The organism is Pseudomonas syringae group sp. 247E2, from assembly GCF_032587795.1.
GTDB lineage: Bacteria > Pseudomonadota > Gammaproteobacteria > Pseudomonadales > Pseudomonadaceae > Aquipseudomonas > Aquipseudomonas amygdali.
In genome coordinates this window covers 44,074-65,980 of record NZ_JAWHPK010000034.1, presented here as the reverse complement: position 1 = coordinate 65,980, position 21,907 = coordinate 44,074, and the positions used below count along the sequence as shown (strand labels likewise).

22 protein-coding genes and 1 pseudogene are annotated in these 21,907 nt (G+C 57.2%); 13 read left to right on the top strand and 10 right to left on the bottom strand.

All coding sequences use genetic code 11. The annotated features are described in order from the left end of the window. Positions 1–32: 32 nt before the first annotated feature. The 7 genes and pseudogenes from RYC18_RS24455 to RYC18_RS24430 all read left to right on the top strand — a co-directional run bounded on the left by RYC18_RS24455 (position 33) and on the right by RYC18_RS24430 (position 4,336). Positions 33–1,688, top strand: a complete 1,656-nt coding sequence (locus RYC18_RS24455) for an S-type pyocin domain-containing protein (RefSeq protein ID WP_316886953.1) — start codon at positions 33–35, stop codon at positions 1,686–1,688. Beyond that, positions 1,678–1,989 (top strand): bacteriocin immunity protein, encoded by a 312-nt coding sequence (locus RYC18_RS24450; protein WP_005744783.1) that lies wholly within the window; start codon positions 1,678–1,680, stop codon positions 1,987–1,989. The genes RYC18_RS24455 and RYC18_RS24450 overlap by 11 nt, the downstream gene beginning before the upstream one ends. After that, positions 1,986–2,258: a bacteriocin immunity protein gene (locus tag RYC18_RS24445; protein WP_005744785.1), complete on the top strand. Its 273-nt coding sequence runs from the start codon at positions 1,986–1,988 to the stop codon at positions 2,256–2,258. Before RYC18_RS24450 ends, RYC18_RS24445 begins: the two co-directional genes overlap by 4 nt. 7 nt (positions 2,259–2,265) lie before the next feature. Beyond that, a pseudogene (locus tag RYC18_RS26600) lies at positions 2,266–2,412 on the top strand (hypothetical protein); the annotation flags it as partial. Between the two features lie 26 nt (positions 2,413–2,438). Further along, entirely contained in the window at positions 2,439–2,708 is a 270-nt protein-coding gene (locus RYC18_RS24440; RefSeq protein WP_005744786.1) for a bacteriocin immunity protein, read from the top strand. 48 nt (positions 2,709–2,756) lie between these two features. Beyond that, a complete protein-coding gene (locus tag RYC18_RS24435; RefSeq protein ID WP_005744788.1) occupies positions 2,757–3,548 on the top strand; it encodes a hypothetical protein in 792 nt (263 codons plus the stop codon). A gap of 209 nt (positions 3,549–3,757) precedes the next feature. Further along, positions 3,758–4,336, top strand: coding sequence for a hypothetical protein (locus RYC18_RS24430; protein WP_223886826.1), 579 nt, complete (start codon positions 3,758–3,760; stop codon positions 4,334–4,336). 290 nt (positions 4,337–4,626) lie between these two features. Here the strand turns inward: RYC18_RS24430 and RYC18_RS24425 are convergent, their stop codons facing one another. Together RYC18_RS24425 and RYC18_RS24420 are read right to left on the bottom strand one after the other, a co-directional pair. Further along, positions 4,627–5,262, bottom strand: coding sequence for a hypothetical protein (locus RYC18_RS24425; RefSeq protein ID WP_005778557.1), 636 nt, complete (start codon positions 5,260–5,262; stop codon positions 4,627–4,629). Continuing rightward, positions 5,259–5,924: an energy transducer TonB gene (locus tag RYC18_RS24420; protein WP_086003987.1), complete on the bottom strand. Its 666-nt coding sequence runs from the start codon at positions 5,922–5,924 to the stop codon at positions 5,259–5,261. The genes RYC18_RS24425 and RYC18_RS24420 overlap by 4 nt, the downstream gene beginning before the upstream one ends. A 272-nt stretch (positions 5,925–6,196) precedes the next feature. Here RYC18_RS24420 and glpT point away from each other — a divergent pair, with 272 nt between their 5' ends. Continuing rightward, positions 6,197–7,546, top strand: a complete 1,350-nt coding sequence (glpT, locus tag RYC18_RS24415; protein WP_005744792.1) for a glycerol-3-phosphate transporter — start codon at positions 6,197–6,199, stop codon at positions 7,544–7,546. Between the two features lie 12 nt (positions 7,547–7,558). Here the strand turns inward: glpT and RYC18_RS24410 are convergent, their stop codons facing one another. The 6 genes from RYC18_RS24410 to RYC18_RS24385 all read right to left on the bottom strand — a co-directional run bounded on the left by RYC18_RS24410 (position 7,559) and on the right by RYC18_RS24385 (position 13,645). Continuing rightward, positions 7,559–8,227, bottom strand: coding sequence for a gamma-glutamylcyclotransferase (locus RYC18_RS24410; RefSeq protein ID WP_002551563.1), 669 nt, complete (start codon positions 8,225–8,227; stop codon positions 7,559–7,561). Positions 8,228–8,435: 208 nt separating this feature from the next. Continuing rightward, the gene (locus RYC18_RS24405) at positions 8,436–9,404 is read right to left on the bottom strand and encodes a CDP-6-deoxy-delta-3,4-glucoseen reductase (RefSeq protein WP_004655176.1); all 969 of its coding nucleotides are present in this window, start codon (positions 9,402–9,404) and stop codon (positions 8,436–8,438) included. Beyond that, on the bottom strand, positions 9,404–10,870 hold the full coding sequence (gene ubiD / locus RYC18_RS24400) for a 4-hydroxy-3-polyprenylbenzoate decarboxylase (protein WP_002551561.1): 1,467 nt from the start codon (positions 10,868–10,870) through the stop codon (positions 9,404–9,406). The genes RYC18_RS24405 and ubiD overlap by 1 nt, the downstream gene beginning before the upstream one ends. 128 nt (positions 10,871–10,998) lie before the next feature. Next, positions 10,999–12,258: a transcription termination factor Rho gene (gene rho, locus RYC18_RS24395; RefSeq protein ID WP_002551560.1), complete on the bottom strand. Its 1,260-nt coding sequence runs from the start codon at positions 12,256–12,258 to the stop codon at positions 10,999–11,001. 231 nt (positions 12,259–12,489) lie between these two features. Further along, complete coding sequence (gene trxA / locus RYC18_RS24390) at positions 12,490–12,819, bottom strand: thioredoxin TrxA (protein ID WP_005744794.1); 330 nt, start codon at positions 12,817–12,819, stop codon at positions 12,490–12,492. A gap of 121 nt (positions 12,820–12,940) precedes the next feature. Next, positions 12,941–13,645, bottom strand: coding sequence for a FadR/GntR family transcriptional regulator (locus tag RYC18_RS24385; protein ID WP_002551558.1), 705 nt, complete (start codon positions 13,643–13,645; stop codon positions 12,941–12,943). Between the two features lie 249 nt (positions 13,646–13,894). Between RYC18_RS24385 and RYC18_RS24380 the strand changes: the two genes are divergently transcribed. The 5 genes from RYC18_RS24380 to ppx all read left to right on the top strand — a co-directional run bounded on the left by RYC18_RS24380 (position 13,895) and on the right by ppx (position 18,651). Continuing rightward, positions 13,895–14,680: a transporter substrate-binding domain-containing protein gene (locus RYC18_RS24380; protein WP_002551557.1), complete on the top strand. Its 786-nt coding sequence runs from the start codon at positions 13,895–13,897 to the stop codon at positions 14,678–14,680. A 29-nt stretch (positions 14,681–14,709) separates the two neighbouring features. Next, a complete protein-coding gene (locus tag RYC18_RS24375; RefSeq protein ID WP_004666535.1) occupies positions 14,710–15,375 on the top strand; it encodes an amino acid ABC transporter permease in 666 nt (221 codons plus the stop codon). After that, complete coding sequence (locus RYC18_RS24370) at positions 15,372–16,022, top strand: amino acid ABC transporter permease (protein ID WP_032074436.1); 651 nt, start codon at positions 15,372–15,374, stop codon at positions 16,020–16,022. The genes RYC18_RS24375 and RYC18_RS24370 overlap by 4 nt, the downstream gene beginning before the upstream one ends. Continuing rightward, positions 16,009–16,743, top strand: a complete 735-nt coding sequence (locus RYC18_RS24365) for an amino acid ABC transporter ATP-binding protein (protein WP_003317352.1) — start codon at positions 16,009–16,011, stop codon at positions 16,741–16,743. Before RYC18_RS24370 ends, RYC18_RS24365 begins: the two co-directional genes overlap by 14 nt. Positions 16,744–17,148: 405 nt before the next feature. Further along, positions 17,149–18,651: an exopolyphosphatase gene (gene ppx / locus RYC18_RS24360; protein ID WP_005731673.1), complete on the top strand. Its 1,503-nt coding sequence runs from the start codon at positions 17,149–17,151 to the stop codon at positions 18,649–18,651. Here the strand turns inward: ppx and ppk1 are convergent. Together ppk1 and hemB are read right to left on the bottom strand one after the other, a co-directional pair. Next, complete coding sequence (ppk1, locus tag RYC18_RS24355) at positions 18,638–20,848, bottom strand: polyphosphate kinase 1 (protein WP_004655199.1); 2,211 nt, start codon at positions 20,846–20,848, stop codon at positions 18,638–18,640. The two genes, ppx and ppk1, sit on opposite strands and share 14 nt — an antisense overlap. Positions 20,849–20,864: 16 nt before the next feature. Continuing rightward, positions 20,865–21,875: a porphobilinogen synthase gene (gene hemB, locus RYC18_RS24350; protein WP_004655202.1), complete on the bottom strand. Its 1,011-nt coding sequence runs from the start codon at positions 21,873–21,875 to the stop codon at positions 20,865–20,867. Positions 21,876–21,907: the final 32 nt, after the last annotated feature.

The following is a 21,907-nucleotide window of genomic DNA, read 5'->3' as shown; positions in this document are numbered from 1 at the left end:
CAAGAGTAGACGCTGAGGCAAATGCACAGGCAATGGCAGAAGCCGCCGAGCGAGAACGTATTGAAGCGCAAGTACGTGCACAGGCCGAAAAGGATCAGGCTCATCGACTGGCTCTTGAAGCGCTGACGAATGCCTACCCGTCGTTACAATCTGGATTTGCACAAAACTATTTACTGGCTTCTGCATCGCTGCCGAATACTCTTCAAAAAGAAATAGCGCCGGGTCATGACCTGAATGTTGATTACCCAGGCGACAAGCAGGCTCTTGAGCTGATACTTCAGAAAAAAACCAGCGTTAACTACTTACTCGCAACCAAACAGCCTTTACTGGAAGAGCGTCGCACTCAGGCTCTGAGTCTGACCGGTCAAGAACTTGACCATGCCACACAAAAAGATCACCTGAACTATCTGGTGCACTACAGCCAGGGCGATCCTCAACGTGTGCAGCAGGCCCATGAAGCGTGGGTAAACGCTTTATCTCAAACCTACCAAGCAAAGCTTCTTGCCGATTCGGTCACGCTACTCAATGAACAATCGGCAGCGCTGTCCATGCGTCATGCTGAATTGTCGCTAGCCAATAAAACGGCGAGTCAGGATGCAGATCGGACATCATCCCGACAGGCCGCTGGCATCGACAAGCTGTGGTCAGTTATTGCCCCCGCGTCAACCACCACCGCAGCACCGGGCATCAGGACCGTTGCGACCAACATCGCGAAAGACCAGCTCATCAGGATCGCGACCAGAACGCTTGGCAGCAATCTGGTTACCTTGCTGGCGATGTATCCACAACCGTTGGGCGACGCAGAACTGCCGCCTGCTGTGATCGCCACCCCTCTGTCGCAGCTCAACCTGCCACCGCATATCGATCTGCAGTACCTTGCCAGCGTCAAAGGCACGCTGGATGTGCCTCATCGACTGACGTCCGATGGAGCTGACGCAAGCGGCGCTGCACGTTGGGTAGCTGCGGATGGTGTGAAAGTTGGTACCAAGGTTCGCGTAAGAACTTTCACCTATAACGCACTGAACAATTCCTACGAGTTTATCCGAGACGGGGAATCGACACCGGCCCTTATATGGACGCCAATAGCACAACCGGCGGACAGTTCGACAAGCTCACCCGCAGGGCCACCCGCGTTGCCGAAAGATACAGGCAACGTGGTGACACCTTTTGTACCCGAGCTTGAAGCTTACCCGGCGATTGATCGAGATGATCCTGATGATTACATTCTCATATCGCCGATTGATTCAGGGCTGCCGAATAGCTACCTGCTGTTCAAGGACCCGAGGTCGATTCCGGGGGTTGCGAGTGGGTATGGTGAAGCGGTGACTGGAGTTTGGCTAGGAGACAGAACGCGTGCAGAAGGCGCATCGATTCCGACGCATATTGCAGATCAACTGCGCGGACGACGATTTGGTGATTTTGCTTCACTGAGGAAAGCAACCTGGATAGCCGTAGCCGATGATCCCGAGCTAGGGAACCAGTTTACTCAGAATAACCTTGAAATAATGCGAGGTGGTGGTGCGCCCCACCCTAGACTCAGCGACCAAGCCGGAGGCCGTACGAGATTTGAAATCCATCATAAAAATTATATTTCAAAAGGCGGCGCGGTTTATGACATCGACAACTTAGTTATTATGACACCAAGGCAACATATTGATCATCACAGGAGCCAAAAAAATGATCTTTAAAGAAAAGCTAGAAGATTATACCGAAGAAGAATTCCTGGAATTTTTGAGGGGACTCTCTTCTCAACACATTCAACTTCATGGTGATGAGTTTGTTAAGCACATGGATCGTTTAGTTAAGCACTTTGTAAAGGTGACAGAGCATCCAGCGCAAACAGACGTAATCTTTTATCCCGAGGAAGGTCAGGAGGACACCCCGGAGGGTATTTTAAAAACAATCAAAGAATGGCGAGCTAAAAATGGCAAGCCGGGATTCAAAACACCAAAACAACATATAGAGCATCATAGGAACCGTTCACAATGATTATGAAAGAAAAATTTGAAGATTACACTGAAGAAGAGTTTCTTGATTTTTTGAGGGAGTTCTCTCCCGAGCGCAACAAGCTTGAAGGGAAAGAATATGGGGCATATGTCGACGTATTGTTGCAGCATTTCATTAAAGTGACCGAACACCCCGCACAGTCGGACGTAATATTTTATCCTGAGGAAGGCCAAGAGGACAGCCCCGAAGGAGTTCTGAAAGTAATCAAAGAATGGCGAGCAAAAACTGGAAAATCTGGATTCAAAAGCTAAATATCCCACACGATATTGGCTACGCACTATGGGAGGACCAGCGGCAAGCCAACCAGCACCGATTCCTTCCAGTATTGCGGAAAAGCTGAGAGGACGGCCATTTACAAGCTTTGACAAGTTGAGGGAAGCGATCTGGCTAGAAGTATCCAAAGATCACATTCAAGCTCACAGGAAAAACCAATGAATCTCAAATCCCAATTGAGTGACTATACCGAAGCTGAGTTCATGGAAGTCCTGAACGAGCTTTTTAACGGCGTAAGCGCTACCAAAGAAAATGCCGAAGAATACGTTATTAGCCTTATCGACCACATTACAGAAGTGACTGAACATCCAGAAAAATCAGATTTATTGTGCTATCCACCCGAAGGCCGGGAGGATAGCGCTGCAGGGGTTATGAAAGAAATAAAAGAGTGGCGAGCAAAAAATGGCAAGCCGGGCTTCAAAGAGTAAGAACCCCATACACAAACAGCTCTAACACTATAAAAAAGGAAATCATCCATGGAAGAATTACATCATCACCTCCAGCAATTACCTGGCTTTCTGCAAGCCGAGCTTGCGGCTCACGTCGGCGACTGGAACGGAACACGTTACATCGATATAACCGATAAACACATACACGCTATCAATCATCTGGTTGCCAGCAAACGCGCGCCCTTGCAACAGGACCACATCGACAATTCGTATTTTTTGTGGGGCACTGATCCCTGGGATAAATCGTCTCTTGAGTCAAACGCACAGATGCGGGGTATGCCAGGCGGGGTGCCCACTGATTATTACTATATGACGGGAGACGCCCGTTTTCATATGGAGAGCATCCGCTTTCTAAACGAACTCAAAGGCAATCTCGAATCGCTGCATGCTCGGCTAATAGAACAGGAACGCGAGTATAACGAGCGCATGGCCCAAGAAGCCGCACACCGCCAAGCCGAAGAAGCAGCGCGCGCAAGAGCCGAGGCTGAAGCGGCAGCTCGACGACTCGCGGAGGAACAAGCAGCGCAGCAGCGGGCCATAGAGGCCGCGTTACAACTTGCACAGCGTCAGGTCGAAGAAGCCAAGCACGCTTTGGCCTTGCGCAACGCCGAGGAAGCTCGCGCTAAAGAGGCCGAATCCCGCCATGCGGTCGAGGTGACATTTGGACCTGAAGCGTCGCGAGAAATCGATAATGCAATCAAGGTACTGAGAGGCACTATCGAAATCGCGATCACAGACTTCTCGAACGCGATCAACGCTCACGGCGCGCTCGGACTGAGCCAGCTTGAAACAATTCAACATATGAACGCCACTCACTAATCTTTCGCGACAAGGCCGGGACCAAGGCGATGACGCTTTGGTCCCGGCACTGTGCATCAAGTGGAACTGACACAAGGCATCAAAACAGACCTGATCGCTACTCAAATCATGCTCGACCCTGACCTCCGCCTCCTTGAAATAACTGATAGCAACTTCGCCGTTAACACGATTAAAGCTGTGAGAAAATAGCCGCTTTCCCGACTCGGGCCTTGCTTGTTACGGACGACTTGATTTTGTCAGCATTAACGCCGCCGACCGAGCCTGACTTGGCTTACCAGGTAACGCAGACTGTTTTGGCCACGGCGGATATGCCGACAGCTTATGACTTTTCCACTCTAGACAAAGATTATTGCATCCCTCACCCGACCTCAGGAGAGTTGAGCTTCGGTTACATTTCTATGTACGAAAGCCGCAACCTGACCTTGCCAGGCGGAGAAATTTATTTGCGTGTAGGTAAGCATTTCGGCTTCAGTAGCGGTTTTGGAGTCAACCACATTTGGCAGGGGCACGGTCATGAACTGGCCAAGTCTGGCTGCAAAACCATTCAGGATGTATCTGCATTTGTTGCCGGAATTTTAAGTGCAGGTGCACAGATTTATTGCGAGGGTTATCAGACGCGTGATGGGCATCGACTTACGGTCATACGCAATGCCAGAGGGTGCGCAATTTTGTCGCCACAAGAAGAAGCTGAACGAGGATTTTTCTACTCGGTGGTCACCGCCTACAAAATACTTAGGAGGCGACCGGCGATCAAAGTAGGGACTCTGAAACCAAAAAAAGCGCCATAGGCGCCTTTTTCAGAGTACGAGAGGGCTGGTAGTCGCAGCGCTTGCTTAGCACGTCCAGACACGAGGCCTGAAAGGGGTCGAAAGCCAACCGTTGTCGCCAGTTGCCGCTACCGCACGAGTGACGCCTCGCACAATCCACACCTGCTCGCCGGTATCGTCATTGAATCGAGCAGGCCCTGCTCTTATTGAGCCCTCGCGAGCATTCTGATGAAACACAGGGTCGTCGTCAACCACAGGGCTGCATTCTGAAACTGCTTTGATACTGGCACTTCGCTGATGCCCCGCCCTTCCTACAACACCTTCCTCACATTCTCCGGCAAATAATCCACATACTTACGCATCGGATTCTTTTGACATTGGGCGATAATGCCCGGCGCCGCCTCCAGCAGCTCAACAACCAATGCCTGACGCTCGTCCAGGGTGAGAAATTGCTCTATGACCGGACCGCTCGACAGGTACAGCTCTGTCCGCATTAGCGCATCCGGCTTGACGTCCTTGCGCCATTTGCGACCCTCGAACATTTCCCTGTTCAACTGCCAGCACAACTCCTGCTTCAGCTCGGCATTGGCTGTCAGCGGCGGGTTGCTGTGTGGTCGCCCTGTGAAGGTAAACGTGACTGTGACTGCTTCGCCCTCGGGATGAGAGGCCGGTGGGTCCCAGGGTTCAAAGGTCCATAGTTCAACAGCACTTCGGGTCAGGCTGATGAACCTCGGATCAGTTGCCCCCCGCACTTCAAGAAAGCGCACGCCGCCATCGGCCTGAATGAAAATCCTGACGGTGACACTGTTTTTTACCAAGGCATAACGCATCGACGCCGGATAGTCCGGCTCCGGCATATACAACGGTACCGGATACGACGGCAACGCCTGTGCTGTCCCCGCCGAGAGTAACCCCGCCAACACGATCACACTCAGCACGCGGCTCATTCGCTGCCCTCCGCTTGCTCGGCCAACCCGACCATCAATACCTTGACCGGCCCAGGCAGGTAATCCCCATATAGATGATCCGGATTGCTTCTGCAGTTGCTCACTACCGCAGGTATCGACGCTCCGAGCAATTCAAGCAACGCCTTGCGCTGGGGCTCGCTGCGCTGGTGGGCAACATGACTGCCGAACAGCGCCTGCCCGGTGTACCAGAACACGTCGACTTTACTCAGCGGCTCTTTGGGATAGTCCTGGCGGGCGGATTTCACTTCGTGGTTGAGGTAACCGCAACGGATATTGCCCAAGCCGACGGTGACTTCGGTATTGAAACGCCTATAGCCATGGGAGCCGAAAATCACCGGCACGGTGATCGTGGTCATGGGCGGCGCGCCGACTGTTCCCACCCAAGGCTTGTAGCGCCATTGACGTAGCGCCTGCTCCATCGCTTCGGCGAGTTGCGGGTGGCCGCTCTCTACGGCCCTGACTTCGCGGACCTGACCGTCGGACTTTATCCACAGCTGTGCCCGGACCTTGCCTGCGTAGCGGGTCTTGACCAGTTCAGGAGGAAACACCGGTGCTGGCGTGTACACCGGCACCAGAAATGACTCCGTCGCGCCAACGTGCGGGGCCAGTGCGACGGCAATCATGAAGGCGGAAATTCTCATTGTTGTAAGGGCTCATCGTCGTGGTGCGCCGCTGCGGCGCAATGACGACGATGGTAAAAGCCTGCCGAAAGGCCAGTAAGCACGCGTCTTCCGATACGCCTGTAGGACCCATCCCAAACTTTTGAAACACATACAAACGCTCGCCAAATGTTCATAAAAGAACAGAAAAACGTCTGTATCTCCTACAAAAATCAGTCCGAAGGCACTGCTTTTTTCTGTAATGAAAATGTAATATTCGCATTCGCAAAAAAACAATAATCAGGAGCTTCTCCATGTTTGGGTTTTTCCGCCCCGCCAGGCATCAGGCACCCCTTCCCGAAGAAAAGGTCGATAGCACTTATCGGCGTCTGCGCTGGCAGATCTTCGCAGGCATCTTTATCGGTTATGCCGGTTACTACCTGCTGCGCAAGAATTTCTCGCTGGCGATGCCGTATCTGATCGACGAAGGCTATACGCGTGGCCAGCTGGGCGTGGCGATGTCGGCCATCGCGATTGCCTACGGCTTGTCGAAATTCCTCATGGGGATCGTTTCGGACCGCTCCAACCCGCGGTACTTCCTGCCCTTCGGCCTGCTGGTATCTGCCGGGATCATGTTCATCTTCGGCTTCGCGCCGTGGGCGACGTCCAGTGTCACGATCATGTTCGTGCTGCTGTTCATCAATGGCTGGGCACAGGGCATGGGCTGGCCGCCAAGCGGGCGGACGATGGTCCACTGGTGGTCGCAGAAAGAGCGCGGCGGCGTGGTGTCGGTGTGGAACGTGGCGCACAACGTTGGCGGCGGCCTGATTGGCCCGCTGTTCCTGCTTGGCATGGGCTGGACCAACGACTGGCACGCAGCATTCTATGTGCCGGCGGCCGTTGCGCTGCTGGTGGCGGTCTTTGCTTTCGCCACCATGCGCGACACCCCGCAATCGGTGGGCCTGCCGCCTATCGAGCACTACAAGAACGATTACCCGGAAGGCTACGATGCCAGCCACGAAGAGGAATTCAGCGCCCGGGAAATCTTCGTCAAATACGTGCTGCGCAACAAGTTCCTGTGGTACATCGCGATGGCCAACGTGTTCGTTTATCTGCTGCGCTACGGCGTGCTGGACTGGGCCCCGACCTACCTGAAAGAAGCCAAGCACTTCACGGTCGACAAGACCTCATGGGCCTATTTTCTTTACGAGTGGGCAGGTATTCCGGGCACGCTGCTGTGCGGCTGGATGTCGGACAAGATTTTCAAGGGTAATCGCGGCCTGACCGGCATGGTGTTCATGTTCCTGGTGACCATTGCCACGCTGGTGTATTGGCTGAACCCTGAAGGCAACCCGACCGTCGACATGATCGCGCTGGTGTCTATCGGTTTCCTGATCTACGGCCCGGTCATGCTGATCGGCCTGCAGGCGCTGGAACTGGCACCGAAGAAGGCAGCGGGTACGGCAGCCGGCTTTACCGGGCTGTTCGGCTACCTGGGCGGGTCGGTCGCGGCTAGTGCTGCGATGGGCTACACGGTCGACCACTTCGGCTGGGACGGCGGCTTTGTGCTGCTGATCGGCGCGTGCATTCTGGCGATGGCATTCCTTGCGCCGACGCTGCGGCACAAACAGGTCGCCAGCACCTCGCGCGATACCAAGGACTGACCCAAAGGCCGGTCAGGCGGTCTCTGACTTGCAGCGCTTGAGCCGCGCCTCCAGATTCAGGTCTGGCATGGCGTGGCTACGCAGGGCCTTGGCCGTCTGTTCCACGTACTCGCGAGTGGTTCCATAGCGCCCGCTGGCGCTGGCCAGCACCTGGCTCAGCACGCTGTCGGGCAGGTTGCCAGCGTAGCTGGGCAAATGCCGTTCCAGCACGAAGCCCAGCGCCTGTACTTTCCTGCCGTCTTCAAGGCGGCAATTGAGCCAGTGCGGGCGATACGACGGATACGGCATCTCACGCTCCCACAAGGCCAGCAGCGATTTCTCCAGGCATTCATCCGGCAGGCGATAGGCAAAGCCGGTGCATGAACCACCGCGATCCAGCCCGAATACCAGGCCTGGCACCTCAGGCGTACCGCGATGTTCGTGCGACCACAGGTAAAGCCCACGGTGATAACCGTGCACTCGACCGCGCTGGCTCTCTACCGCAGTGCACTCGGGACGCCAGATTAGCGAGCCGTAGGCGAACAGCCAGACCGGGCCGCCCTTATGAAGACGCATGGTGGCGTCCATGGATGCGAGCAGTTGCTCGCGGGTAAGCTGCGGACCCAGATCGATAACGGGCGGGTACGTCAGCCCAAGGCCGTCATGCACTGCAGCGGCCAACTCGTTGATTGGATTCTCCATTTGCCCCCCTGACAGTCTGGCTGTCAGTTTTTACCGAGCCCCGCTGACTCGCTCGTGGGTGAGCGGCATCAGGGTGTCGTGGTTCGGTTGTTGCCACAGACCAAAGGCCTGCCTCTACAAAAAGTTGTCTGGCGGCGAATTGACATCGCCGTAAGCTATAAGCAGCTGAAGCAATTTACACTCCAGTTATACAGCCGTCAGTCCGGCGTTACGGACGCGGTGCGTAGGCGAATACGTCTGCGCGCATCTGGTGAGCGTCCATTCCGGCACTGACAAGAGCGTCCAGCGTTCCGTAAACCATGGCAGGCGAGCCGCTGGCGTAGACGTAAACCGCCGACAGGTCCTTGATGTCTTCGCAAACTGCCTCGTGCAGCAGACCACAGCGCCCTTCCCAGCCACACAGGTCACTGACGACCTTGTGCAGGAACAGGTTCGGCAGTGCCGTCCACTCATCCCAGTGGCTGACCTGGTAAAAATCCTCGGGCCGACGCACGCCCCAGTACAAATGCACCGGATGACTGAAGCCTGCTGAGCGACAGTGCTCAAGCAAACTGTTCATTTGCGCCATACCTGTACCGGCAGCGATCAGTACCAACGGCCCGTCCGGCAGCTCGGCAAGGTGGGTATCGCCAAACGGCAGCTCGACCCGCGCCATTTTGTTGCGTTGCAGTTGCTCGATCAGACTGCGCGCACTGTCTTCACGAGCCAGTACATGCAGCTCCAGATCACGGCCACTGTGCGGTGCCGATGCGATGGAGAATGCCGACTTCTCGCCATTCTCCCGCTCGATCATCAGGTACTGTCCGGCGTGATAACGCGGTGGTTTGCCTGCCGGGGCGCGCAAGCCTACCCGCCAGACATCGCCACCGATTTCGACACACTCGCTCAACTGGCAGGCAAAGCTGCGCACCGGCAGTTCACCCTTGGCCAGCACGCCATCCCAGAGCACAACACAATCTTCAAGCGGCTCTGCTACACACGTATGAATCTCGCCGTGATCAAGCTCCTGACCCGACTGCATCACCCGCCCCTCGACCAGCAAGGCCGAGCAGATATGACAGTTACCGTTACGACAGCTCTGCGGGCATTCATAGCCCAGACGCTGCGCAGCATCGAGAATCCGCTCGCCCGGCAGGGTGTCCAGCACCGCACCTGACGGCTGCAAGGTTACGCGCATCAGTCTATTCCCAACTGAGTCCAGATCTCGTCCACGCGGCGTGTGGTGGCTTCGTCCTTGACGATAGCCCTGCCCCATTCACGCGTGGTCTCGCCTGGCCATTTGTTAGTGGCGTCCAGGCCCATTTTCGATCCCAACCCGGACACCGGAGAGGCAAAATCGAGGTAATCGATAGGCGTGTTATCGATCATGACCGTGTCGCGCTTGGGGTCCATGCGGGTGGTGATGGCCCAGATCACGTCATTCCAGTCACGAGCATTGATGTCGTCGTCGGTGACGATCACGAACTTGGTGTACATGAACTGGCGCAGGAACGACCAGACCCCCAGCATCACGCGCTTGGCATGACCGGGGTACTGTTTCTTGATGGTCACCACCGCCATGCGATACGAGCAACCTTCGGGCGGCAGGTAAAAATCGACGATCTCCGGAAACTGCTTTTGCAGAATCGGCACGAACACTTCGTTCAGCGCGACGCCCAGAATGGCGGGCTCATCCGGTGGACGGCCGGTGTAGGTGCTGTGGTAGATCGGCTTGATACGGTGCGTGATGCGCTCGACGGTCAACACCGGAAAGCTGTCGACTTCGTTGTAATAGCCGGTGTGGTCGCCATAAGGCCCTTCGTCGGCCATCTCGCCCGGATGAATCACACCCTCCAGCACGATCTCGGCGCTGGCCGGCACTTGCAGATTGCTGCCACGGCACTTGATCAGCTCGGTGCGCGAGCCACGCAACAGCCCGGCGAAGGCATATTCGGACAGGCTGTCCGGTACTGGCGTCACGGCACCGAGAATGGTCGCCGGGTCAGCGCCCAGTGCGACGGCAACCGGATAAGGTTCGCCGGGATGCTTGGCGCACCAGTCGCGAAAATCCAGCGCGCCGCCACGATGACTGAGCCAACGCATGATGATCTTGTTGCGGCCAATGACCTGCTGACGGTAAATGCCGAGGTTCTGCCGCTCCTTGTTCGGGCCCTTGGTGACCGTCAGGCCCCAGGTAATCAGCGGTGCGACGTCGCCCGGCCAGCAGGTTTGAACGGGCAGCATGCCGAGATCGACGTCATCGCCTTCGATGACAATCTCCTGGCAGGGTGCATCCTTGACCACCTTGGGGGCCATGGCGATGACTTTGCGGAAGATGGGCAGCTTGGACCAGGCGTCCTTCAAACCCTTGGGTGGCTCAGGCTCTTTGAGAAACGCCAGCAGCTTGCCGATTTCACGCAGCTCACTGACCGCTTCGGCGCCCATGCCCATGGCTACGCGCTCTGGCGTGCCGAACAGGTTGCCCAGCACCGGGATATCAAAACCGACCGGTTTTTCGAACAGCAGGGCCGGGCCCTTGGCACGCAAGGTACGGTCACAGATTTCAGTCATTTCCAGCACAGGCGAGATCGGCATCTGGATGCGTTTCAACTCTCCGCGCTGCTCAAGCTGCTGCACGAAATCCCTAAGATCTTTGAATTTCATTAACCCGGCCATTTATCCAAATAGACGCACATCGTACCTGCTCCAGCCCTTCAAGGCAGCTAATCGGCGGCGCGCGGGCAAAAAAAATGGTGCCCCGAAGGACACCATTCTTTGTTTCAGCCTGCCAGTTACTTGCGTTTCATGGACAGGAAGAACTCATCGTTGGTCTTGGTCTGCTTGAGCTTGTCGATCAGGAACTCGATAGCCGCGACTTCGTCCATCGGGTGCAGCAGCTTGCGCAGGATCCACATGCGCTGCAACTCGTCATCAGCGGTCAACAGCTCTTCACGGCGTGTGCCGGAGCGGTTGATGTTGATGGCCGGGAACACACGCTTCTCTGCGATCTTGCGATCCAGAGGCAGCTCCATGTTGCCAGTACCCTTGAACTCTTCGTAGATGACTTCATCCATCTTCGAACCGGTTTCAACCAGTGCGGTGGCGATGATAGTCAACGAGCCGCCTTCTTCGATGTTTCGCGCAGCACCGAAGAAACGCTTTGGCTTCTCGAGCGCATGAGCATCGACGCCACCGGTCAGTACCTTGCCGGAGCTCGGGATGACGGTGTTGTAGGCGCGAGCCAGGCGGGTGATGGAGTCAAGCAGGATGACGACGTCTTTCTTGTGCTCGACCAGGCGCTTGGCCTTCTCGATCACCATTTCGGCAACCTGTACGTGACGGGTTGGCGGTTCGTCGAATGTCGAGGCAACCACTTCGCCGCGCACGGTGCGCTGCATTTCGGTTACTTCTTCCGGACGCTCATCGATCAGCAGAACGATCAGGTGCACTTCCGGGTTGTTACGCGTGATGTTCGACGCGATGTTCTGCAGCATGATGGTCTTGCCCGCTTTCGGCGGAGCAACGATCAGACCACGCTGACCTTTACCGATCGGTGCGCACAGATCGATCACACGACCGGTCAGGTCTTCGGTGGAACCGTTACCGGCTTCCATCTTCATGCGAATAGTCGGGAACAACGGCGTCAGGTTTTCGAACAGAATCTTGTTCTTGGCGTTTTCCGGACGGTCGTAGTTGATCGTGTCGACCTTGAGCAGAGCGAAATAACGCTCACCTTCCTTTGGTGGACGGATCTTGCCAACGATGGTGTCGCCGGTACGCAGGTTGAAGCGGCGGATCTGGCTAGGGGAGACATAGATGTCATCCGGGCCGGCCAGGTAGGAAGCGTCTGCAGAGCGCAGGAAACCGAAGCCGTCCTGGAGAATCTCCAGCACGCCATCACCGGATATTTCCTCGCCACTTTTGGCGTGCCGTTTGAGCAGGGAAAAAATGACGTCCTGCTTGCGCGAACGGGCCATATTTTCTATGCCAGCCTGTTCGGCCATTTCGAGCAATTCGGTAATCGGCTTTTGCTTGAGTTCAGTCAGGTTCATATGGGGAATGACGTAATCATGTATGGAGGGGGAAATTAAGCTTTTGGCTTAATGAGGCCGCGCCGCAGAAAAGGCGACAGGATCGCGTACTAAATCGAAAGGAGAGCGTCGGCGACGGCTAGCAGGGGGCAACGGAGAAGCCGTTGCGGGGCCGAATGTACCACCTGATTTTCCAGGCGTCTAGTACGACACCCGAAAAAAACCCCGCTATTTGCGGGGCTTTGAAGTGCTTCAGATGTTGGCGTCGAGAAACGCGGCCAACTGCGACTTCGACAGAGCGCCCACTTTGGTAGCTTCTACGTTGCCATCCTTGAACAGCATCAACGTCGGGATACCGCGCACGCCATGCTTGGCAGGGGTTTCCTGATTCTCGTCAATATTCAGCTTGGCAATTGTCAGCTTGCCGGCATAGGTGTCGGCGATTTCGTCCAGCACCGGGGCAATCATCTTGCACGGACCGCACCACTCAGCCCAGTAATCTACAAGCACAGCACCCTCAGCCTTGAGTACTTCGGCTTCGAAGTTAGCGTCGGTGACGTGTTTGATCTTTTCGTTGCTCATGGAAGTCTCCGAGGTCATAGGCGAAAAACGACGCTCATCATAGCGGGCCGCAAGTCATTCAGGAAGCGAAGGTTCATTGAGTCTGGCTATGGTGGTGCATGACTGGAGTTATGGCAGAGCCTCAGCTGGAAGGCGAAACGAACACAATCCCAGTACGAAGCGCTGCGCCACGGATGTGATCCTGCATGGCCTTTTGCGCGGGCCCCGACGCATGCCGGGCCAGCGCGCGAAGGATCTTGCGGTGCTCCTGCCAGGTTTCCATGACCCTTGCCGCACGTATGAACGGCATTTTCTGGCTCTCAAGGAAGATGTCGGCACCTGCGGTCACGATCCCCAGCATGGCCTGATTGCCACTGGCGACCAGAATATGCCGGTGAAACTCGAAGTCCAGCCGGGCTGCGGCCTCGAAGTCGCCGGCACGCAATTCCAGACGCATGGCCTCGACATTGTCTTCAAGCACGTCTCGTTCATCAGCGGTGAGGGTGACGGCTGCCAGGCCCGCGGCGAAGCCTTCCAGCGCGTAACGCAGTTGAAACGTGTCGGCCGGAGAAACCTGTGCCTCAAAAGGCCAGGAAAAACCACTCGTGCGCTGTTCTGGTTCAGAAATGGACTGCACGAACACGCCTTTACCCGGCTGGACGCTGACCACTCCCAATGCGCTGAGCGATGACAAGGCCTCACGCAATGAAGCACGACTGACTCCCAGCAAAACAGCCAGATCGCGCTGCGATGGCAGGCTTTCGCCGGGCTTGTAGCCTTGCTCGGCAATCAACTTGCGAATGGCCCGGAGGGCTGATTCGGGTACTGCGAGTGAGGTGTGGGGCATCACTGTTCAGGCCAGTCAGTCCAGTAAAAATCCCTTTTATCGCCATCCCGAAGATTCGGCAAGCGACGCCCAGTGCTGGGGCGGCAGCACTTTTCAACGCGCCAAAGCAGGGCGAGCCACACCTTTACTGGTCAGACCAGTAAGACCATAAACACGCTGAAAAGCTTGAGTTATGGCACGTCATCGCCTGATGGCATGCGCTGTGCACTGGAGACGGACCAACATCCTACGTTTCGCCCGGAGATTTCTATGACCAAGCGTTACAGCGCCCTGCTTGCTGCACTGTTTGCCAGCCTGATGCTGAGCCAGACACCCGCCCACGCCAACGGCCTGGACGACGTTGTAGCGCGTGGCACCTTGAAGGTGGCCGTTCCGCAGGACTTCCCGCCATTCGGTTCGGTCGGTCCGGACATGAAGCCTCGCGGCCTGGACATCGACACCGCGCAACTGCTGGCCGACCAATTGAAGGTCAAGCTGGAACTGACGCCGGTCAACAGCACCAACCGCATCCCGTTCCTGACCACCGGCAAGGTTGATCTGGTGATCTCCAGCCTGGGCAAGAACCCGGATCGCGAGAAAGTCATCGATTTCTCCCGCGCGTACGCGCCGTTCTACCTGGCGGTATTCGGCCCACCTGATTCTCCGGTCAAGGACATCGCTGACCTGAAAGGCAAGACCATCAGTGTTACCCGTGGCGCGATCGAAGACATCGAGCTGTCGAAAGTTGCACCGGAAGGCGCAACCATCAAGCGCTTTGAAGATAACAACTCGACCATCGCCGCCTACCTGGCTGGCCAGACCGACCTGATCGCCAGCGGCAACGTGGTGATGGTCGCTATCAGCGAGCGCAACCCCAAGCGCATTCCAGCGCTGAAAGTGAAACTCAAGGATTCGCCTGTTTATGTCGGCGTAAACAAAGGCCAGCCGGAACTGCTGGGCAAGGTCGACGAGATCCTCAACGCCGCCAAGGCTGACGGCGCGCTGGAAAAAGCGTCGCAGAAATGGCTGAAGCAACCGCTGCCTGCCGATCTCTGATCACTGCTTTCCGGTAACAGGATTCACCAATGGCTTATCATTTCGACTTTACACCGGTCCTGCAGAACATTGATGTGCTGTTGCGCGGGGCTTTGTTCACGCTGGAACTGACGGCCATTGGCACCCTGCTGGGCGTCAGCCTCGGCATTGTCGGTGCCGTCGTGAGGGCCTGGAAGATCCAGCCCTTTGCGACGATCTTTGCGATCTATGTCGAGCTGATCCGCAACACACCGTTTCTGGTCCAGCTGTTCTTCATTTTCTTCGGCCTGCCGTCGCTGGGCGTGCAGATCTCGGAATGGCAGGCAGCGGTGCTGGCGATGGTAATCAACCTGGGCGCCTACTCGACAGAAATCATTCGGGCAGGCATCCAGGCGATTCCCAAGGGACAGCTTGAAGCGTCGGCAGCGCTGGCGATGAATCGTTATGAAGCGTTTCGCTACGTGGTGCTGGTTCCGGCGCTGGGCAAGGTCTGGCCGGCACTGAGCAGCCAGATCATCATTGTGATGCTGGGCTCGGCGGTCTGCTCGCAGATTGCCACTGAAGAACTGAGCTTCTTTGCCAACTTCATTCAGTCGCGCAACTTCCGCTCGTTCGAAACCTACATTGTGACCACGCTGATTTACCTGGCCATGGCGCTGCTGATCAGGCAACTGCTGGCCTGGATCGGGCGTCGCTACATATCGAGGAACAGCTGATGGATTTCACCCTCTGGGACATCCTGCGCAATCTGCTGATCGGCCTGCAATGGACCGTTGCCCTGTCGCTGGTGGCCTTCATTGGCGGTGGCTTGATCGGCTTGCTGGTGATGGGCATGCGTACCTCGGAAAAAACCGGCCCGCGTGTGACCGCCAAGCTCTATATAGAATTGTTTCAAGGCACACCATTGCTGATGCAACTGTTTCTGGTGTTCTTCGGTGTTGCCCTGATGGGCATGAACATTTCGCCCTGGGCAGCGGCAGCGCTGGCCTTGACGCTGTTTACCAGCGCCTACCTCGCCGAGATCTGGCGCGGCTGCGTGGAGTCGATCTCCAAGGGCCAGTGGGAAGCGTCTGCCAGCCTGGCGATGACCCCGTTCGAGCAGATGCGCTACGTGATATTGCCTCAGGCGCTGCGTATCGCAGTTGCGCCAACGGTCGGCTTTTCCGTGCAGGTGGTCAAAGGCACCGCGGTGACGTCGATCATCGGCTTCACCGAATTGACCAAGACCGGCAGTATGCTGGCCAACGCTACGTTCGAACCTTTCATGGTCTATGGCTTCGTTGCTCTGGGCTACTTCATCCTGTGCTACCCCTTGTCGCTGTGCGCGCGCCATCTGGAAAGGAGACTGCATGCCTCTGCTTAGAATTTCCGCCCTGCATAAATACTATGGCGATCATCACGTACTCAAAGGCATCGATCTGTCGGTCGAAGAGGGCCAGGTCGTGGCAATCATTGGTCGCAGCGGCTCGGGCAAAAGTACCCTGTTGCGCACGCTCAACGGCCTGGAGTCGATCAACGATGGTGTGATCGAGGTCGATGGCGAATATCTGGACGCCGCACGCGCCGATCTGCGCACCCTGCGTCAGAAGGTCGGCATGGTGTTTCAGCAGTTCAACCTGTTCCCGCATCTGAGCGTGGGCGAGAACGTGATGCTCGCGCCGCAGGTCGTGCAGAAGGTGCCCAAGGCCGAAGCCGCGAAGCTGGCGAGAAAGATGCTGGAGCGCGTCGGGCTGGGCGAGAAGTTCGACGCCTTCCCGGATCGCCTGTCCGGTGGCCAGCAGCAACGCGTGGCGATTGCCCGCGCACTGGCGATGTCGCCCAAGGTGTTGCTGTGCGACGAAATCACCTCGGCGCTGGACCCGGAGCTGGTCAACGAAGTGCTCAGCGTGGTGCGCCAGCTGGCTGCCGACGGCATGACCCTGATCATGGTGACCCACGAAATGCGCTTCGCCCGTGAAGTGGGCGACAAGCTGGTGTTCATGCACCAGGGCAAAGTGCATGAAGTGGGCGACCCGAAAGTACTCTTCGCCAACCCGAAAACCCCGGAACTGGCGAACTTCATCGGCACCGTGGAGCACGCCTGACAAGAGCCGACGCAGAGCGTCGCACGATAGGTGGGGTCATCGTTCCTCCAGTGTAGGAACGCAGTAGTGGACGCCCCTGTGGGAGCGAACTTGTTCGCGAAAGGGCCGGTACATCCGCCGAAGATGCGTCGCCTGGCACACCGCCTTCGCGAACAAGTTCGCTCCCACGGCCTTCGGCCAGAAGCCTGTAAGCTCAATTGTCCGGACTGTGTATAACGCCGAGCACTCCAACGAGGGAACGCAAAGCATCGGCACGACAATGACATAACTATCACATTGATTAGCTAGCCATCCGCCATCTCACAAGAGTAATACCGGGTATTTCCGCTGCCTGGACAGCTTCGCGTTGGCGGCAGGCATGGATCGTGGCACGATGGTCCGGTTATCGAACTGGATTTCCTGACCATGCCGCACTCAACACCCAAGAATTTTTCACTGATCGCCGCCATCGACCTGGGCTCCAACAGCTTTCATATGGTTGTGGCAAAAGCCAATCAGGGCGAAATTCGCATTCTTGAGCGCCTGGGCGAGAAGGTGCAGTTGGCCGCTGGCATCGACGAAGAACGCCAGTTGACTGAAGAATCCATGCAGCGCGGTCTCGACTGCCTGAAACGTTTTGCCCAGCTGATCAATGGCCTGCCGCCCGGTGCCGTACGCATCGTGGGGACCAACGCGCTACGCGAAGCCCGCAACCGCAACGACTTCATTCATCGCGCCGAAGAGATTCTCGGCCATCCGGTGGAAGTGATCTCCGGCCGCGAAGAAGCGCGCCTCATTTATCTGGGCGTTTCGCACACGCTGGCCGACACCCCCGGCAAGCGACTGGTCGCCGACATCGGCGGCGGCAGTACCGAATTCATCATCGGCCAGCGCTTTGAGCCGCTGCTGCGTGAAAGCCTGCAGATGGGCTGCGTGAGTTTTACTCAGCGCTACTTCCGCGACGGCAAGGTGACACCCGCGCGTTACGCACAGGCCTACACCGCTGCCCGCCTGGAAATCATGAGCATCGAACATGCGCTGCATCGCCTGAAGTGGGATGAAGCCATCGGTTCGTCAGGCACCATTCGCGCTATCGGCCTTGCACTCAAAGCCAACGGTTACGGCGCTGGCGAGGTCAATGCCGAAGGGCTGGCCTGGCTCAAGCGCAAGCTGTTCAAGCTGGGTGACGTCGAAAAGATCGACTTCGACGGCATCAAGCCCGACCGCCGCGCGATTTTCCCCGCAGGCCTGGCGATTCTTGAAGCGATCTTCGATGCGCTTGAGCTCAAGCGCATGGATCACTGCGAAGGTGCCCTGCGTGAAGGCGTGCTGTACGACCTGATGGGCCGCCACCATCACGAAGACGTGCGTGAGCGCACGCTCAGCTCGCTGATGGAGCGCTACCATGTTGATCTGGAACAGGCCGCACGCGTCGAAGCCAAGGCGCTGCATGCGCTGGAGCAGGTTGCCGAAAGCTGGGAATTGCAACACGAGAGCTACGCCGAACTGCTGAGCTGGGCCGCCAAGGTGCATGAGATCGGCCTGGACATTGCTCACTATCACTACCACAAGCACGGCGCGTACCTGATCGAGCACTCTGACCTTGCCGGTTTCTCCCGCGAAGACCAGCAAATGCTCGCTCTGCTGGTGCGCGGTCATCGCCGTAATATTCCCAAGGACAAGTTCGCCGATTTCGGCGCAGAAGGCATCAAGCTGATTCGCCTGTGCGTGTTGTTGCGCTTTGCGATTCTGTTTCACCACATTCGTGGCACCCAGGAGATGCCGCGTGTGATCCTGCGTGCCGACGGCCCGAATCTGGACGCCGAGTTCCCCACAGGCTGGCTGGAAAACAACCAGCTGACTCAGGCCGACTTCGCGCTGGAAGCGGAGTGGCTGACCCGAGTCGGCATCGTCTTCAGCGTACGCTGAGAACCGGGTTGCTCAGGCGCTCCAGCAGGGTCGCCTGGGCGCTTCGGGCGTTCTGATTGCCGGTCGGCATGCTACGCACGTAACGCCCGTCTGGCTGCAACAGCCAGCTGTGGGTGTTGTCGGTCAGGTAGCTTTCCAGCTCTTTCTTCACACGCAGAATCAATTTCTTGCCTTCCACCGGGAAGCAGGTCTCGACACGCTTGTCGAGGTTGCGCTCCATCCAGTCGGCACTCGACAGGAACATTTGCTCGTCGCCGCCGTTGAGGAAGTAGAACACCCGCGTGTGCTCCAGGAATCGGCCGATGATCGAGCGCACATGGATGTTGTGCGAAACCCCGGCGATGCCCGGACGCAAACAGCACATGCCGCGCACCACCAGATCGATGCGCACACCGGACTGACTGGCCTTGTACAACGCGCGAATGATCTTCGGATCGGTCAGCGAGTTGAACTTGGCGATGATGTGCGCTGGCTTGCCGTCGAGCGCAAACTGCGTCTCGCGGGCAATCATGTCGAGCATGCCTTTCTTGAGCGTGAACGGCGCATGCAGCAGTTTCTTCATGCGCAGCGTTTTACCCATGCCGATCAGCTGACTGAACAGTTTGCCGACGTCTTCGCACAATGCGTCGTCAGAGGTCAGCAGGCTGTAGTCGGTGTAAAGACGCGCGTTACCGGCGTGATAGTTACCGGTCCCGAGGTGGGCGTAACGCACGATCTCGCCAGCTTCGCGACGCAGGATCAGCATCATCTTGGCGTGGGTCTTGAAGCCAACCACACCGTAGATCACCACCGCACCGGCAGCCTGAAGACGGCTGGCCAGTTGCAGGTTGGACTCTTCGTCAAAACGGGCGCGCAGTTCGATCACCGCGGTGACCTCTTTGCCGTTACGCGCCGCATCGACCAGCGCATCGACGATTTCCGAGTTCGCACCGCTGCGGTACAGCGTCTGGCGCACAGCCAGAACGTGTGGATCCTTTGCCGCCTGACGCAGCAGGTCGACAACCGGGGTGAACGACTCGAAAGGGTGCAGCAGCAGAATGTCCTGCTTGCTGATCACGCTGAAAATGTTTTCGCTGTTCTGCAGCAGTTTGGGGATCGCTGGCGTGAACGGCGGGTATTGCAATTCAGGGTGGCTGTCCAGGCCAGTAATACTGAACAGGCGCGTCAGGTTGACCGGCCCGTTGACCTGATACAGCTCGGACTCGTTCAGGTTGAACTGTTTGAGCAGGTAGTCCGACAGGTGTTTGGGGCAGGTATCCGCTACCTCCAGACGTACCGCATCGCCGTAGCGACGCGAGAACAGCTCACCGCGAAGGGCACGTGCCAGGTCTTCCACGTCTTCCGAGTCCAGCGCCAGATCGGCGTTTCGGGTCAGACGGAACTGGTAGCAGCCCTTGACCTTCATGCCCTGAAACAGATCGTCAGCGTGAGCGTGGATCATCGACGACAGGAAAACGAAGTTGTCGCCAGGGCCACAGACCTCTTCCGGCACCTTGATGACACGCGGCAGCAAACGCGGTGCCGGAATGATCGCAAGGCCCGAGTCGCGACCGAAGGCGTCGATACCTTCGAGCTCGACAATGAAGTTCAGGCTCTTGTTGACCAGCAACGGGAACGGGTGGGTCGGGTCCAGACCGATCGGGGTGATGATCGGCGCGATCTCGTCACGGAAGTAGCGACGTACCCAGGCCTTGAGCTTGGCCGTCCAGTGACGACGACGAATGAAGCGGACCTGATGCTTTTCCAGCTCAGGGAGCAGAATGTCGTTGAGGATCGCGTACTGGCGATCAACATGACCATGCACCAGCTCGCTGATTCTGGCCAACGCCTGATGCGGCTGCAAACCGTCGGCCCCGGCCTGTTCACGGGCAAAGGTGATCTGTTTCTTCAGACCTGCGACACGAATCTCGAAGAACTCATCGAGGTTGCTGGAGAAGATCAGCAGGAACTTCAGCCGCTCCAGCAACGGGTAGGACTCATCGAGCGCCTGTTCCAGTACCCGGATGTTGAACTGCAATTGGGACAGTTCACGGTGGATATACAGGCTGCTGTCGTCCAGGTTCGGAGCGACGATAGCAGGCACTGTAGCGGCAGGTGCCTCAATGGCCGGGATTACTTCGATGTCAGGTTCAACCGCGGGCGTCGCCTGCGGAACATCGACTTCAACAGCGGCTTCGATGAGTGCTTCGGTATTCATGAATGATCCTGTGAGGCTATTGCCCCTTCAACAGTTGAGCGGCGCGAACAGCGAAGTAGGTAAGGATGCCGTCGGCACCGGCGCGTTTGAAGGCCGTGAGGGACTCGAGAATAACCCCTTCACTCAGCCAACCATTCTGGATTGCTGCCATGTGCATCGCGTATTCACCACTGACCTGATAGACAAAGGTCGGCACTTTGAACTCATCCTTGACCCTGTGCAGGATGTCCAGATAAGGCATGCCCGGCTTGACCATCACCATGTCGGCACCTTCAGCCAGGTCAGCTGCGACTTCGTGCAGTGCCTCGTTGCTGTTGGCCGGGTCCATCTGATAGGACGCCTTGTTGGCCTTGCCCAGATTCAGCGAAGAACCCACCGCATCACGGAACGGGCCGTAATAGGCACTGGCGTATTTGGCCGAGTAGGCCATGATCCGCACATTGACGTGCCCGGCCAGCTCCAGCGACTCACGGATGGCCTGGATGCGACCGTCCATCATGTCCGAAGGTGCGATCACCTGAGCGCCTGCATCGGCGTGCGACAAGGCCTGCTTCACCAGTGCATCGACAGTGATGTCGTTCTGCACATAGCCCTCTTCGTCAAGGATGCCGTCCTGACCATGGGTGGTAAACGGGTCCAGCGCCACATCAGTGATGACGCCCAGCTCCGGGAAACGGTCACGCAACGCGCGGGTGGCGCGTTGCGCAATGCCATCCGGGTTCCAGGCTTCAGCGCCGTCCAGAGATTTTTTCTCGGCCGGCGTTACCGGGAACAAGGCCAGCGCTGGAATGCCCAGTGCGACCCAGTGCTCGGCTTCCTCAAGCAACAGATCGACACTGAGACGCTCGACGCCAGGCATTGAGGCAATGGATTCACGACGGTTTTCACCATCGAGGACGAATACGGGGAGAATCAGATCATCAACGGTGACAACGTTTTCACGCACCAGCCTACGGGAAAAGTCGTCGCGGCGATTACGGCGCAGACGAGTGAGAGGAAACAGGCGGTTTGCGGGGGTAAAGCTCACGGCGAGACTCCTGAGCCCGCTTACGCGGGCAA

Excerpts from the sequence above, each read along its gene's own strand:
- RYC18_RS24455 (WP_316886953.1), top strand. The coding sequence starts at position 33 with ATGGCAGAAGCCGCCGAGCGAGAACGTATTGAAGCGCAAGTACGTGCA.
- RYC18_RS24450 (WP_005744783.1), top strand. The coding sequence starts at position 1,678 with ATGATCTTTAAAGAAAAGCTAGAAGATTATACCGAAGAAGAATTCCTG.
- RYC18_RS24445 (WP_005744785.1), top strand. The coding sequence starts at position 1,986 with ATGATTATGAAAGAAAAATTTGAAGATTACACTGAAGAAGAGTTTCTT.
- RYC18_RS24440 (WP_005744786.1), top strand. The coding sequence starts at position 2,439 with ATGAATCTCAAATCCCAATTGAGTGACTATACCGAAGCTGAGTTCATG.
- RYC18_RS24435 (WP_005744788.1), top strand. The coding sequence starts at position 2,757 with ATGGAAGAATTACATCATCACCTCCAGCAATTACCTGGCTTTCTGCAA.
- RYC18_RS24425 (WP_005778557.1), bottom strand. The coding sequence starts at position 5,262 with ATGAGCCGCGTGCTGAGTGTGATCGTGTTGGCGGGGTTACTCTCGGCG.
- RYC18_RS24420 (WP_086003987.1), bottom strand. The coding sequence starts at position 5,924 with ATGAGAATTTCCGCCTTCATGATTGCCGTCGCACTGGCCCCGCACGTT.
- glpT (WP_005744792.1), top strand. The coding sequence starts at position 6,197 with ATGTTTGGGTTTTTCCGCCCCGCCAGGCATCAGGCACCCCTTCCCGAA.
- RYC18_RS24410 (WP_002551563.1), bottom strand. The coding sequence starts at position 8,227 with ATGGAGAATCCAATCAACGAGTTGGCCGCTGCAGTGCATGACGGCCTT.
- RYC18_RS24405 (WP_004655176.1), bottom strand. The coding sequence starts at position 9,404 with ATGCGCGTAACCTTGCAGCCGTCAGGTGCGGTGCTGGACACCCTGCCG.
- ubiD (WP_002551561.1), bottom strand. The coding sequence starts at position 10,870 with ATGAAATTCAAAGATCTTAGGGATTTCGTGCAGCAGCTTGAGCAGCGC.
- rho (WP_002551560.1), bottom strand. The coding sequence starts at position 12,258 with ATGAACCTGACTGAACTCAAGCAAAAGCCGATTACCGAATTGCTCGAA.
- trxA (WP_005744794.1), bottom strand. The coding sequence starts at position 12,819 with ATGAGCAACGAAAAGATCAAACACGTCACCGACGCTAACTTCGAAGCC.
- RYC18_RS24385 (WP_002551558.1), bottom strand. The coding sequence starts at position 13,645 with ATGCCCCACACCTCACTCGCAGTACCCGAATCAGCCCTCCGGGCCATT.
- RYC18_RS24380 (WP_002551557.1), top strand. The coding sequence starts at position 13,895 with ATGACCAAGCGTTACAGCGCCCTGCTTGCTGCACTGTTTGCCAGCCTG.
- RYC18_RS24375 (WP_004666535.1), top strand. The coding sequence starts at position 14,710 with ATGGCTTATCATTTCGACTTTACACCGGTCCTGCAGAACATTGATGTG.
- RYC18_RS24365 (WP_003317352.1), top strand. The coding sequence starts at position 16,009 with ATGCCTCTGCTTAGAATTTCCGCCCTGCATAAATACTATGGCGATCAT.
- ppx (WP_005731673.1), top strand. The coding sequence starts at position 17,149 with ATGCCGCACTCAACACCCAAGAATTTTTCACTGATCGCCGCCATCGAC.
- ppk1 (WP_004655199.1), bottom strand. The coding sequence starts at position 20,848 with ATGAATACCGAAGCACTCATCGAAGCCGCTGTTGAAGTCGATGTTCCG.